Origin of the sequence: Mongoliimonas terrestris, assembly GCF_001927285.1 — a bacterium.
Lineage (GTDB): Bacteria > Pseudomonadota > Alphaproteobacteria > Rhizobiales > Pleomorphomonadaceae > Chthonobacter > Chthonobacter terrestris.
On the sequence record NZ_MSIG01000004.1, the window covers coordinates 336,331 to 349,739 of the forward strand.

General features: G+C 68.9%; 9 protein-coding genes and 2 pseudogenes. 8 read left to right on the forward strand and 3 right to left on the reverse strand.

Translation table 11 applies throughout. From position 1 onward, the window contains the following. The first annotated feature begins 15 nt into the window (after positions 1-15). Positions 16-621: an MOSC domain-containing protein gene (locus BUQ68_RS08085; protein WP_075215417.1), complete on the forward strand. Its 606-nt coding sequence runs from the start codon at positions 16-18 to the stop codon at positions 619-621. On the opposite strand, the gene tsaA is transcribed toward BUQ68_RS08085, so the two are convergent. Beyond that, the gene (gene tsaA, locus BUQ68_RS08090) at positions 609-1,100 is read right to left on the reverse strand and encodes a tRNA (N6-threonylcarbamoyladenosine(37)-N6)-methyltransferase TrmO (RefSeq protein ID WP_075215511.1); all 492 of its coding nucleotides are present in this window, start codon (positions 1,098-1,100) and stop codon (positions 609-611) included. The genes BUQ68_RS08085 and tsaA overlap by 13 nt on opposite strands. A gap of 237 nt (positions 1,101-1,337) precedes the next feature. Here tsaA and BUQ68_RS08095 point away from each other — a divergent pair, with 237 nt between their 5' ends. The 7 genes and pseudogenes from BUQ68_RS08095 to BUQ68_RS08125 all read left to right on the forward strand — a co-directional run bounded on the left by BUQ68_RS08095 (position 1,338) and on the right by BUQ68_RS08125 (position 9,889). Beyond that, positions 1,338-2,420 (forward strand): DUF2336 domain-containing protein, encoded by a 1,083-nt coding sequence (locus BUQ68_RS08095; protein ID WP_075215418.1) that lies wholly within the window; start codon positions 1,338-1,340, stop codon positions 2,418-2,420. A 202-nt stretch (positions 2,421-2,622) separates the two neighbouring features. Continuing rightward, positions 2,623-3,630, forward strand: a complete 1,008-nt coding sequence (locus BUQ68_RS08100) for an ArsR/SmtB family transcription factor (RefSeq protein WP_075215419.1) — start codon at positions 2,623-2,625, stop codon at positions 3,628-3,630. Between the two features lie 46 nt (positions 3,631-3,676). Next, entirely contained in the window at positions 3,677-4,585 is a 909-nt protein-coding gene (gene metF, locus BUQ68_RS08105) for a methylenetetrahydrofolate reductase [NAD(P)H] (protein WP_075215420.1), read from the forward strand. 38 nt (positions 4,586-4,623) lie between these two features. After that, positions 4,624-5,676 (forward strand): annotated as a pseudogene (locus BUQ68_RS08110) (homocysteine S-methyltransferase family protein); the annotation flags it as partial. A 277-nt stretch (positions 5,677-5,953) separates the two neighbouring features. After that, complete coding sequence (locus BUQ68_RS08115) at positions 5,954-6,406, forward strand: PIN domain-containing protein (protein ID WP_075215422.1); 453 nt, start codon at positions 5,954-5,956, stop codon at positions 6,404-6,406. A gap of 64 nt (positions 6,407-6,470) precedes the next feature. After that, positions 6,471-9,134, forward strand: a pseudogene (metH, locus tag BUQ68_RS08120) (methionine synthase); the annotation flags it as partial. Positions 9,135-9,253: 119 nt separating this feature from the next. Continuing rightward, a complete protein-coding gene (locus BUQ68_RS08125) occupies positions 9,254-9,889 on the forward strand; it encodes a cation efflux transmembrane domain-containing protein (RefSeq protein ID WP_075215423.1) in 636 nt (211 codons plus the stop codon). A 78-nt stretch (positions 9,890-9,967) separates the two neighbouring features. On the opposite strand, the gene BUQ68_RS08130 is transcribed toward BUQ68_RS08125, so the two are convergent. Beyond that, entirely contained in the window at positions 9,968-11,182 is a 1,215-nt protein-coding gene (locus tag BUQ68_RS08130; RefSeq protein WP_075215424.1) for an extensin-like domain-containing protein, read from the reverse strand. Positions 11,183-11,297: 115 nt separating this feature from the next. Next, positions 11,298-13,397 carry a flagellar biosynthesis protein FlhA gene (gene flhA / locus BUQ68_RS08135; protein ID WP_425349511.1) on the reverse strand — a complete coding sequence of 700 codons (2,100 nt, stop codon included), beginning with the start codon at positions 13,395-13,397 and terminating at the stop codon, positions 11,298-11,300. Positions 13,398-13,409 lie beyond the last annotated feature (12 nt).

Sequence of the window (13,409 nt, forward strand, 5' to 3'; positions counted from 1 at the left end):
CCCGGAGCCCCTCCCATGGATCTCGTCTCGCGCGTCGCCCCGCAGCCGAAAGTGCTGCCGGCGCGAAACCTCTCCCTTCATGCCGTCGCCGCCCTCATCGCCGACGGCGACGGGTTCCGAACCCGCCCGGTGGATGGGTTCGACGCGGATCTGGAGGGGATCCCGGAGGATCGGCACCGCGGCTTCACCCGCAAGGCCGGCGGCCGCGAGCCCTGGTATCCGCGCGGCACGCTCATTCGCTCCGGCCGGCAGATCACCGTCGTGTCGGTGGAGGACCTCGCCGCCATCGCCGCCGACCTCGACCTTGCGGCCATCGACCCGGCGCTGATCGGCGCCAATCTTGTGGTGGAGGGCGTCGCGCACGCCTCCTTCCTGCCGACCGGCACGCGCCTCTTCTTCGAAAGCGGCGCGAGCCTCGTGGTGGAGGGCCAGAACGCCCCGTGCCGCAACTCCGGCAGGGCCCTTGCCGACGCCCATCCGGGCCGCCCCGACCTGGAACTCGGCTTCGTGAAGGCCGGCGATCGCCGGCGCGGCCTGCTCGCCACCGTGGAGCGGGCCGGACGGATCGCGCCGGGGCCGGTCAAGGCTCGCCTGCCGGAGCAGTGGCTCTACGACGTCTGAGCGCCGGAGCGGGGCGCGACGTCGGCGTCCGGCACCGAATCGACGGTCGGGTAGTAGGGCTTGATGTCGACGAGCGGCGTGCCGTTGCGGCAGTCCACCTGTTCGATGGCGATCCGGCCGATCTCCATGTCGATCTCCAGGATCCGCGCCACCGCCACGGCAATCGGGTTCGGCCGGGCCGGCGAGCGGATGGAGAAGACCCCGCGCGGCCCGTCCGCGTGGCGGGGGAACTGCACCAGCACGTCGCGCTCCGCCTCGTCCATCCAATAGAGCAGCATCAGGTGGCTGTAGCGGTCGAGGCCCATCAGCCCGGCGCGGTAGAAGGGCTCCACCTCCACGATGGCGTGGCCGCCGCGCTCGCGGGCGATCAGCACGTTGTGCGGACAGTCCGCCCGCGTCTCCCAAGGCGTCCAGATCCGGCCGATGAAGGTTACTTCCTGGTCGGGCGGGGTCGGCGGCGGTCTGGCGGTGTCGCTCATCGCGGTCGGGCGGCTCGGGCTTTCGGGGGCGGCGGACACCGGCGGATCCATGGCCGTCCGCCCCGATGCGCGCAGTAGATCACAGGCGGCAGAGCCGCGCCAAGCCGCGTCCGTCGGGTGGGGTCGGCCGTGCCTGACTCATGCCGAAATTCAAATTGTCCTAATCGTTGAAAGGAGTTCGCCAATTCCCCCTGCTAGGGTGTCCCTGTCCCTGGCATACAGCCCCTTGGTTCATTCATGATCGATACCAATCTCGTCGACTTCCGCAGCCTGGATCTCGACACCTCGTCCACGCGACGCAACGAACTGATGCGGGGGGTGGCTTCGCTGTTCGCCTTCGCGTCGGAGCGGTGCACGCTGGAGCAGATCGAGATCTACGACGACGTGATGTCCCGGCTTGCCGAGATGGTGGAGCGTGAGGCGCTGGCATTCGCGGCGGAGAAGATCGCACCGCTTCGCCGGGCGCCACAGAACGTGATCCGCCGTCTCGCCGCGGACGAGGACGCGACGGTGGCCGGTCCGGTGCTGGAGAAGTCGCCGGTCCTCAGCGAACGCGACCTCCTGGACGTGGCCGGCAACCGCGGCAACGAACATCTGCTCGCCATCGCGCGCCGCTTCCACCTGTCCGAGGCTGTGACCGAGACGGTGGTTTCGCGCGGCGATCCGAGCGTCAAGCGCACCGTCGCCAGCAACCACGGCGCCATCCTGGGTGAGCGGGCGCTCGCCGAGATCGTCCACCAGGCGATGACCGACGTGGAGACCGCCAAGGCGCTCGGCACCCGGCCGGACACCCCGGACGGGGTCATCGAGGCCCTGACCGAGAAAGCCGCCGAGGAGGTCCGCCGGGCGCTCCATTCGGCCGGCAAGGACCGGCCGATCGCGGACCTGCAGGAAGCGGCCCGCCGGGCGGCGGAGCGCATGAGCAACACCTACTGGCTCGGCCTCTACGACTTCGAGAGCGCCTGGGAAAAGCTGCTCAACCAGGGCGGCCGGCGCGTCGCTTCCGAACCGCTTCTCTTCCAGTATGCCGCCGAGGACCGCTTCGCCGACGTGGTGTCCGTCTTCGCCATCCTGGCGGACCTGTCGCTGGAGGAGGCCAAGCACTGGCTGGTGCGCACCGACGTGGAGCCCTTCGTCACCAGCGCAAGGGCCCAGGGCTTCAAGATGACCACGGTTCAGATGCTGCTGAAATCCGGCCCCTGGAAGCACCGTCTGACGCCCGTGCAGCGCCGCGACGCGCTCAACGCGTTCGTGGAGATGGATCCCAGACAGGCCCGGCAGCGTTTGCAGGCTTGGCGTGAGACCCGCATGGCGATATGAAAGAGATCGTTTTCATTTCTACGTAATTTCTACAATTATCCGCGCAAACCGTCCGACGCCCGTAGTGCCCGCACTGCGGGCGTCGTTCGTTGAGGCCGGGCGCACGGACTGTCGCCGCGAGACGGCGGCGCGGAAAGCGGTTGCACCACCGGGCGGAAAGGCATAAAGATATGTTTATGTCCTTTGCGGGCCGGAGAGCAGCATGGTACCCGACGTTCGCTCCACCCTCGATGATCTGGTAACGGCCCTGAAAAGCGCCGGCGAGCCGACACGTCTGCGCCTCCTGGCGCTGCTCTCGGCCGGCGAGGCGACGGTGAAGGACCTGACCGAGGTGCTCGCCCAGAGCCAGCCGCGCGTGTCGCGCCACCTGAAGCTCCTCACCGAGGCCGGCCTGATCGAGCGCCTGCCGGAAGGCGCCTGGGCCTACTACCGCCTGTCGGAGGACGGTCCTGGCGCCGCCACCGTCCGGGCCCTCCTCGGCCGTCTGGCCGCCGAGGATCCGATTCTCGTCCGCGATCGCCAGCGGCTCGACGCGCTGAAGGCCGACCACGCCGCCGAGGCCCAGCGCTATTTCGCCGCCAACGCCGCCGGCTGGGACCGCCTGCGCACCCTGCACGTGCCGGACGCAGCCGTGGAAGCGGCCGTGCGCGAGGCGCTCGGCGGGCGGCGCATCCACGCGCTCCTCGACATCGGCACCGGCACCGGCCGCATGCTGACGTTGCTCGCCGACAGCTACACCCGCGGCGTCGGCATCGACATGAGCCACGACATGCTCTCGGTCGCCCGCGCCAATCTCGCCGGCGCCGGCATCGACCACGCGCATGTGCGACAGGGCGACGTGACGGCCCTCGCCGTACCCGCCGGCAGCTTCGACGTGGTGGTGATCCACCAGGTGCTCCATTATCTGGACGATCCGGCCCGTGCCATCCGGGAGGCGGCGCGCGCGGTCGCCCCCGGCGGGCGGCTGGTGATCGTCGATTTCGCGCCCCACGGGCTGGAATTCCTGCGCACCGAGCACGCGCACCGGCGCCTCGGCTTCGGCCACGACCAGATGCGCGGCTGGATCGAGGCCGCCGGCCTCGACCTCGGCCTCGTCCGCGATCTGCCCGCCGAGCCGAACGGGGAGGAGCGGCTGACCGTGACCCTCTTCGTCGGCATCGACCGACGCATCGTGCTCGCCGACGAGCGCCGCTTCCTCCAGTCCGCCTGACCTCATCGTCTTCGACCGCAAGAACAATCCATCAAGGACGACCCCCATGCGTTTCTCCCGCAACATCAACGCCCTCGACCTTGGCGTCTCGTTCGAGTTCTTCCCGCCGAAGTCGGAGAAGATGGAAGAAACCCTGTGGGCGTCGATCGAGCGCCTTGCGCCGCTGAAGCCGCGCTTCGTCTCGGTCACCTACGGGGCCGGCGGCTCCACCCGCGAGCGGACGCACAACACGGTCTCGCGCATCGTCCGCGAGACGTCGCTGAAGCCGGCGGCCCACCTCACCTGCGTGGACGCCTCCCGCACGGAGGTGGACGATGTGGTGCGCGGCTACTGGGCGGCGGGCGTCCGCCACATCGTGGCGCTGCGCGGCGATCCGGCCGGCGGCGTCGGCGCGCGCTACCAGCCGCACACGGACGGCTACGCCTCCACGCCGGACCTCATCCAGGGCATCCGGGAGATCGGCGACTTCGACATCACCGTCTCCGCCTATCCGGAGAAGCATCCGGAAAGCCCGGACGTGCCGGCCGACATCGCCATCCTGAAGCGCAAGGTGGAGGCCGGCGCCACCCGGGCCATCACCCAGTTCTTCTTCGACAACGACCTGTTCGAGCGCTATGTGGAGCGCGTTCGCGCGGCCGGCATCGACATCCCAATCATCCCCGGCATCGTGCCGGTGGTGAACTTCGCCCAGACCGCACAGTTCGCCCGCAAGACCGGCGCCTCGGTGCCGAACTGGCTCGCCCAGCGCTTCGAGGGGCTGGAGAACGACCCGGCCACCCGCCAGCTGGTGGCCGCCGCGGTCGCTGCCGAGCAGGTGATGGATCTGGTGGACCGCGGCTACCGCGACTTCCACTTCTACACCATGAACCGGGCGGATCTCGTCTATGCGGTCTGCCATATGATGGGCCTGCGCGCCGACCAGCCGGTGTCCGCCGAAGCGACGAAGGCCGCGTGAGCGCCTCCCATCGCCCGTCAAATTGAGAAAGCCGTCCGATGACCAACGCCCCGTCGACGATCGAGACCACCCTCCGTGCCCTCGCCAAGGATCGCATCCTGGTGCTCGACGGCGCCATGGGCACCATGATCCAGCAGCACCGCTTGACCGAGGCCGACTTCCGCGGCGACCGCTTCAAGGACTGGGGTCGCGACCTCAAGGGCAACAACGACCTGTTGTCGATCACGCGGCCGGACGTGATCAAGACCATCCACCTCCAGTATCTGGAGGCGGGCGCCGACATCCTGGAGACCAACACCTTCTCGTCCACCACGATCGCGCAGGCCGACTACGGCATGGAGGCGCTCGCCTACGAGCTCAATTTCGAGAGCGCCCGCGTCGCCAAGGAAGCCTGCCGCGAGGTGGAGGCGCGCGACCCGTCGCGGCCGCGGTTCGTCGCCGGCGCCGTCGGGCCGACCAACCGCACCGCGTCCATCTCGCCGGACGTCAACAACCCGGGCTTCCGGGCCGTGAGCTTCGACGACCTCCGCATCGCCTACGCGGAGGCGGTCCGCGGCCTGATCGACGGCGGCGCCGACATCATCCTGATCGAGACCGTGTTCGACACCCTGAACGCCAAGGCGGCGCTCTTCGCCACCGAGGAAGTGTTCGAGGAGAAGGGCATCCGCCTGCCGATCTCGGTCTCCGGCACGATCACGGACCTCTCCGGCCGCACCCTTTCCGGCCAGACGGCGGAAGCCTTCTGGTACTCGGTCCGCCACGCGAACCTCTTCTCCATCGGCCTCAACTGCGCTCTCGGCGCCAAGGAGATGCGCGCCCATGTGGCCGATCTCGCCCGGGTGTCGGACACGCTCGTCTGCGCCTATCCGAACGCCGGCCTGCCGAACGAGTTCGGCGAGTATGACGAGAGCCCGGAGGCCATGGCCGCCCTCGTCGGCGAGTTCGCCCGCTCCGGCCTCGTCAACGTGGTCGGCGGCTGCTGCGGCACCACGCCGGACCACATCCGCGCCATCGCCGAGGCCGTGAAGGGCCTGCCGCCGCGCGTGCTGCCGGTCATCGAGCCGCGCATGCGGCTCAGCGGCCTGGAGCCGGCGGTGATCGCCGCGTGATAGGGTGAGCCCAGTCTACGGAGCGCGGTCATGACACAAGAGCGGAATTCTAAGACAACACGCCCACCTAAGGTCGTCTACGGACCCAACGTCGAGATGCCGGTTGGGACGCATGAAGAGCAGGAAGCGGCCTGGCTTCAACTGCAGGCGGTGTTTCGGAATCCGCCGGAACCAGGCCCCGACGCGTGTCCGCCCGGCCAATACGGATCGCGCGAAGAGTGGTACGACGACCGGAGCCGGTGAGGCCCGCGGGGAACGAATGATGGTGCCGACCGTGGACAGCAATGTCCTGATTTATGCGATCGACCCGCGCAACCCAGGCAAGGCCAAGGTCGCGGATGCGGTACTGAAAGCGGTCCGGGCCCGTGGCGGCCTGATCGCTTTGCAGGTCATAAACGAGACCTATCGGGTATCGACAGGCAAGCTCGGCTGGCCGCTTGTCGTCGCCGAGCAGTACCTCCGGACGATTCCGCTCGGGTTTCCGACTTTTGCTCCAACAACGGCAACGGTGATGCAGGCTCTGAACCTCGCGTCGCGCGGGCTCTTCTCCATCTGGGACGCCAATCTGCTGGCCGCGGCCCGGCTCGCCGGATGCACCCATATCTTCTCCGAGGACATGGCCGAAGGTGACAGTGCCGCGGGCCTGGAAATCGTGAACCCCTTCTCCGGCGACGCGCTGTCCGAGCGCGCTCGCGCGCTGCTCTCCCTCTGATCGGTACGCACACCTGATGACCTCCACCTCGGCCCAGACCGCTCCCTCCGCCGCCTTCGCCACCTTCGTGGTCGTCGGCGAACGCACGAACGTCACCGGCTCGGCGCGCTTCCGCAAGCTCATCAAGGACGGCGACTACGCGGCCGCCCTGGAGGTCGCGCGCAATCAGGTGGAAGGGGGCGCGGTCGTCCTCGACGTGAACATGGACGAGGGCCTTCTCGACAGCGAGAAGGCCATGGTGACCTTCCTGAACCTGATGGCGGCGGAGCCGGATATCGCCCGCATCCCGGTGATGGTGGACTCGTCCAAGTGGTCCGTCATCGAGGCGGGGCTGAAATGCCTCCAGGGCCGCGGCATCGTCAACTCCATCTCCATGAAAGAGGGCCGGGAGGCCTTCATCAATCAGGCCAGGCTGGTCAGGCGCTACGGCGCGGCGGTGGTCGTCATGGCCTTCGACGAAGTCGGGCAGGCCGACACCTTCCAGCGCAAGATCGAGATCTGCGAGAAGTCCTACCGCATCCTGGTCGACGAGGTCGGCTTTGCGCCAGAGGACATCATCTTCGACCCGAACATCTTCGCGGTCGCGACCGGCATCGAGGAGCACAACAACTACGGCGTCGACTTCATCGAGGCGACCCGCTGGATCCGTCAGAACCTGAAAGGCGCGCACGTCTCCGGCGGCGTGTCCAACCTCTCCTTCTCGTTCCGCGGCAACGAGCCGGTGCGGGAGGCCATGCACACGGTCTTCCTCTACCACGCCATCCAGGCCGGGATGGACTTCGGCATCGTCAACGCCGGCCAGCTCGGCGTCTACGACGACATCGACCCGGAGCTCCGCGAGCTCTGCGAGGACGTCGTCCTCAATCGCCGCCCGGACGCCACCGAGCGCCTCGTCGACGCCGCCCCGCGTTTCAAGGGCGACGGTTCGGCCAAGGAGAAGACGGCGGATCTCGTCTGGCGCTCCTGGCCGGTGGAGAAGCGGCTCGAGCACGCCCTCGTCCACGGCATCACGGAGTTCATCACCGAGGACACCGAGGAGGCCCGCGCCAAGGCCGAACGGCCGCTGCACGTCATCGAAGGGCCGCTGATGGCCGGCATGAACGTGGTCGGCGATCTCTTCGGCGCCGGCAAGATGTTCCTGCCCCAGGTGGTGAAGTCCGCCCGGGTGATGAAGCAGGCGGTCGCCTACCTGATGCCCTACATGGAGGCGGAGAAGGCGGCGAGCGGCTCCACCCAGTCGTCGTCCGCCGGCAAGATCCTGATGGCGACCGTCAAGGGCGACGTGCACGACATCGGCAAGAACATCGTCGGCGTCGTGCTCGCCTGCAACAACTTCGAGGTGATCGACCTCGGCGTCATGGTGCCGATGCAGAAGATTCTCGACACGGCCAAGGCCGAGAAGGTCGACATCATCGGCCTATCCGGCCTCATCACGCCGTCCCTCGACGAGATGGTGCTGGTTGCCGCCGAGATGGAGCGCCAGGGCTTCGACCTGCCGCTCCTCATCGGCGGGGCCACCACCAGCCGCATCCACACGGCGGTGAAGATCCATCCGCAGTACAAGGCGAGCCAGGCCGTCTACGTGACGGACGCGAGCCGGGCCGTCGGCGTCGCCTCCGCGCTCCTCGGCGAGAAGCGCCACGCCTATGTGGACGAGGTGCGCCGGGAGTATGCGCGGCTTGCCGAGGCGCACGCCCGCGGCCGCGAGGACAAGCGCCGCCTCACCATCCAGGAAGCCCGCGCCAACCGGCCCGACTTCGACTGGGCCGACCACCGCCCTGTAAAGCCCTCCTTCCTCGGCGTCCGGGCCTTCGACGGCTACGATCTCGGCGAACTCGCCCGCTACATCGACTGGACGCCCTTCTTCTCCACCTGGGAGATGAAGGGCACCTATCCGATGATCCTCGACGACGACCGCTACGGCGTCGCTGCCCGGGCGCTGTTCGAGGACGCCCAGGCCATGCTCCGCCAGATGGTGGAGGAGAAGTGGTTGACGGCGCGCGGCGTCATCGGTTTCTGGCCGGCGAACGCGGTCGGGGACGACATCGAGCTCTACACCGACGACAGCCGCACCACCCGGCTTGCGACGTTCCATGGCCTTCGCCAGCAGATCGCGCGCGACTCAAGCCGCTCCAACGTCTCCATCTCGGACTTCGTCGCCCCGAAGGAGAGCGGTGTCGCCGACTATGTCGGCGGCTTCGCGGTGACCGCCGGCATCGGCGAGGACGCGGTGGCGGCCCGCTTCGGTCGCGCCAACGACGACTATTCGAAAATCCTCTCCCAGGCCCTCGCGGACCGTCTGGCCGAAGCCTTCGCCGAGCGGCTGCACCAGCGGGTGCGGATGGAGTTCTGGGGCTACGCGCCGGACGAGGACCTTTCTCCGCAGGCCCTCATCGGCGAGACCTACCAGGGCATCCGCCCGGCGCCCGGCTACCCGGCCCAGCCGGACCACACGGAGAAGGCGACCCTCTTCCGCCTCCTCGACGCCACCGCCAACGCCGGCATCACCCTCACCGAGAGCTACGCCATGTGGCCGGGCGCCGCCGTCTCCGGCCTCTACTTCTCCCACCCGGAGAGCCACTATTTCGGCGTCGGCAAGATCGAGCGCGACCAGGTGGTGGACTATGCCGCGCGCAAGGGCATGAGCCTTGCCGAGACGGAACGTTGGCTGGCCCCGATCCTCAACTATGATCCGGACCGCGTCGCCGCGGCGGATGCCGCCGAGTAGGGGCATGCCGGTGGCAGGCACGCTTGGCGATCCCCGGATCCGGTTCTCGGAAAGGGTGCGGCACGCGTCCGGCGGCACGTGCTTTGGTTGGCATCGCGCGCCGTGCTATGCAGCGCGTCATGGCTGACGACGACGACTTCCTCCACGCGCCGGACGCGCCGCTGCACAAGGATCCGGCGTATCGCCGGGTCCTGATCCAGGCTGCCGTGCTCAACGGCCTCATGTTCTTCGGCGAAGGCCTCATCGGGCTCTGGATCGGGTCTGCGGCCCTTATCGCCGACGCGGTGGACTTCCTGGAGGATACCGGCATCTACCTGCTCGGCGTTGTGGCGATCGGCTGGGCGTTGCGCAGCCGTGCCCGGGCGGGCTTTATCATGGGGCTGGCGATGTTCGCCGTCGGCGTGGTCGCGCTCGCCCAGGTCTTCGTGCGGCTCTGGTACGGCGGCGTGCCGTCGCCGCTCGGCATGTCGCTCACCGCCGCCGTGGCGCTTGCGGTGAACGTCACCGTCGCGGTCCGCCTCCTGCCGTACCGCACGGGCGACAGCTCCATGCAATCGATCTGGCTGTCCACCCGCAACGACGCGCTCCTCAACGGGCTGACCATCGTGGCGGGTGTGCTGGTCGCGAACCGCATGGCCGCCTGGCCGGACATCGTTGCCGGCCTCATCATCGCGGGCGTCAACCTCTACGCAGCTCGAACCATCATCGTGGCTGCGCGCGCCGAACTGAAGGCCACCGAACCCGCGCCCGGATGACCGGCAGCCGGCTCCGCCGGCCGGTGGCTCGAGCAGGCCGGCCGCCGCGGCAGCCTGTCTGGCCGCCCCGCACCAGGCTCACTCGTCGAGCGCCCCTGCCCAGTCGCCGTGATCGTCCGGGTCGAACAGGATCCCGTCCGGCGCATAGCCCTGCAGCGGCTGCGGCCCCACCGACCAGCCCGGCGGCGGCGGGGGGATGCCGTCGGACGCGGCCGGCGTGCAGATATAGCCCGGCGGGCAGCCCGCCGGCTGCGGCGGCGGATAGGCGGGTTGAGCGGGTTGCGCGTAGCCGCCGTTCGGAACGGACGCGGGCGGCAACGGGACGCCATAGCCCCCGGCCGGCTGGCCATAGTCCTGCGGCGGCGTCCAGCCACCATGCCCTTGAGGCGGCGGCGCCCAGCCCGCGTTGCCCTGAGGCGGTGCCGGGGGGAGGGGATCGGTCGACAGGCGGCCGGGCGGCAACGGGAGATCGTACCCGGCGGCCGCGTCGGCCTGGCGCTGGGCCTCCACGCTCTGCGGCAGCACATGCGGCCAGTCGGTGCTTTGCGGCAGCTGGGCGACCGGGATGCCCTGGTCCATCTGGAAGGGCGGCGGCTCGCTCGAGGGCGCGGGCATCTTCGGTGTCGGCCGGCAGTAGCGATAGGTGCCCTTGGCGTTGTGACGGGCGAGGTCGAGGTGCAGGTGGTCCTCGTGCTTGCCGTCGGAGCCCGGTCCGAGCACCGTCGTGAACGGCCCGCACGCGCCCGCATGCACCTGGCGCAGGAACGCCCGGTCGGCCGGGCTGCCGCGCCAGCCCTTCTTCACCGTCACCGTGTAGCCGTTGGCGAGCACGAAGCCGCCCACGTCGAAGGCGTTGGCAAAGGCATGCTCGGAAAGCCGCGCGCCGGGCACGTTGTTGCGCGAGCGGCAGTTGTAGGTGCCCATGGAGCGGATCTCCACCACGGGCACGCCGTAACGCTCGTAGGCGGCCGGCATGACGGCGGACTGCACCCAGGCCTCCAGCGCCGCCGTCATTGGGCAGGACATGACGACCGCCCGGCTGCCGATCCGGACCGTGCCGTCGGCGAGCGCCGACACGCGAAGCGGCCGGTCGAGGCCGCAGATGCCCTTGCCTTGGATCGCCTCGGCGGGGGTGATCAGCGGCGACAGCTTCACCTGCTTGCGGGCGAAGCAAGCGGCTTCCGCCTGGGCGCGCCAGGGCTCGCGCTCTTCCCAATCGAAGAGCCCGCAGCCGGCGAGCGAAGCCGACAGGAAGACGAGGAGTGCGGCGCGGAACGCGGAACCTGGGGCCATGATGCCCGTCAGATTGCGCCCGAGGGCTTAAGCGTTCGTTGACGATGACGGCGCCGGTCGGTCCGCCTCAACCGGGCGTGGAGGTCGGGCGAGCCGTATCTTCGCGCGCGGATCCTCAGATGGAGCCGACCGTCTTCAGCCGCACGCGCGGGTGCACCTCGGCCTGGCTCATCACCGTGGTGTGGGCGCGGAAGCGCTCCACGATGGAGCGCACGAAGGGGCGCGCCATCGGGCTCGTCATCAGCACCGGCAGTTCGCCCTTGCGGGCGGCGTCCTCGAAGGCGTCGCGCACCAGCATCACGAACTCCTGCAGCTTGGAGGGCGCCATGGCGAGCCGCCGGTCGTCGCCTTCGCCGACGATCGATTCCAGGAAGGCCTGCTCCCAGGCGGGCGACAGGCTGATCAGCGGCAGGTAGCCGCCGACGGCGGTGTTCTGGGCGCAGATCTGGCGGGCGAGGCGGGCCCGCACGTGCTCGGCGATCGTCTGGGTGGAGCGGGAATGGCCCACCGCCTCGGCGATGCCCTCCAAGATGGTGGAGAGGTCGCGGATCGAGATGCGCTCGGTGAGGAGCGCCTGCAGCACCCGCTGGATGCCTGAGATGGTGATCTGGCCCGGCACCAGGTCGTCCACCAGCTTGCCCTGTTCGGTCGGCAGTTCGGCGAGCAGCTTCTTCACGTCCGCGTAGGAGAGGATCTCCGCCACGTTGGCCTTCAGCGTCTCGGACAAGTGGGTGGAGAGCACGGTCGCCGGGTCGACCACCGTGTAGCCGCGGATGGCGGCCTCCTCGCGAAGGCGCGCCTCCACCCAGGTGGCCGGCAGGCCGAAGGTGGGCTCCGTGGTCTGGGTGCCCGGGATGGTGACCTTGCCGCCCGACGGGTCCATGACCATGAACTGGCCCGGGTAGAGCTGTCCCTTCCCGGCGTCCACTTCCTTGATCTTGATGATGTATTCGTTCGCCTGGAGCTGCACGTTGTCGAGGAGGCGCACCGGCGGCATCACGAACCCCATCTCCGAGGCGATCTGGCGGCGGAGCGCCTTGATCTGGTCGGAGAGCTTGTCGCCGCCTTGCGGATCGTTGATCAGCGGCAGGAGGCCGTAGCCGAGTTCCACGCGCAGGTCGTCCATCTTCAGCGCGGTCTGGATCGGCTCCTCGGTCGGGGCGGGCGGCTTCTCGGCCACGGCCTTGGCCATGGCGGTCTCCACCTCCCGGCGCACGTTGCGACGGCTGGCGAAGAAGGACATGGCGCCGGCGCCGAGGGCGAGCGCCATGAAGGGCACGAAGGGCATGCCCGGCAGGATGGAGAGAAGGCCCATCACCGCCGCCGACATGCCGAGCGCCGTCGGATAGCCGGAGAGCTGGGAGACGAGCGCCTTGTCGGCTGCGCCCGACACGCCGGCCTTGGAAACGAGGAGGCCCGCGGCCGTGGAGACGATCAGCGCCGGGATCTGGCTGACGAGGCCGTCGCCGACGGTCAGCACCGTGTAGGAGTGCGCCGCCTCCGACAGCGTGATCCCCATCTGCAGCGTGCCGATGATGATCCCGCCGATCACGTTGATGAAGGTGATCAGGAGGCCCGCGATCGCGTCGCCGCGCACGAACTTGGAGGCGCCGTCCATGGCGCCGAAGAAGGAGCTTTCCTCCTCCAGGGTCTTGCGGCGCAGGCGCGCGGTGGTCTCGTCGATGAGGCCGGAGGAGAGATCGGCGTCGATCGCCATCTGCTTGCCCGGCATGGCGTCGAGGGTGAAGCGCGCGGCCACCTCGGCGATACGGCCGGAGCCCTTGGTGATCACCACGAAGTTCACGATCACCAGGATCGCGAACACGATGATGCCGATGACGAAGTTGCCGCCCATCACGAAGTTGCCGAACGCCTCGATCACGTGGCCGGCGGCGTCGGTGCCTTCGTGGCCGCCCGAGAGGATCAGGCGCGTGGAGGCGAGATTGAGCGCCAGCCGCAGCATGGTGGCGATCAGCAGCACCGTCGGAAAGGCGGAGAATTCCAGCGGTGTCTGGATGAAGAGCGCCGTCATCAGGATCAGGATGGAGAAGATGATCGAGACGGCGAGGAAGAGGTCGAGGAGGAAGGCCGGCAGCGGCAGGATCAGGACGACCAGGATCGCCATGATGCCGATGGCAAAGCCCACGTCGCCCCGAAGGACCGTGTCCTTCAGCTCCAGCGTGGTGGGCCAGCGCAGACCGAAACGATTGCCGATGGGCGAACTGGT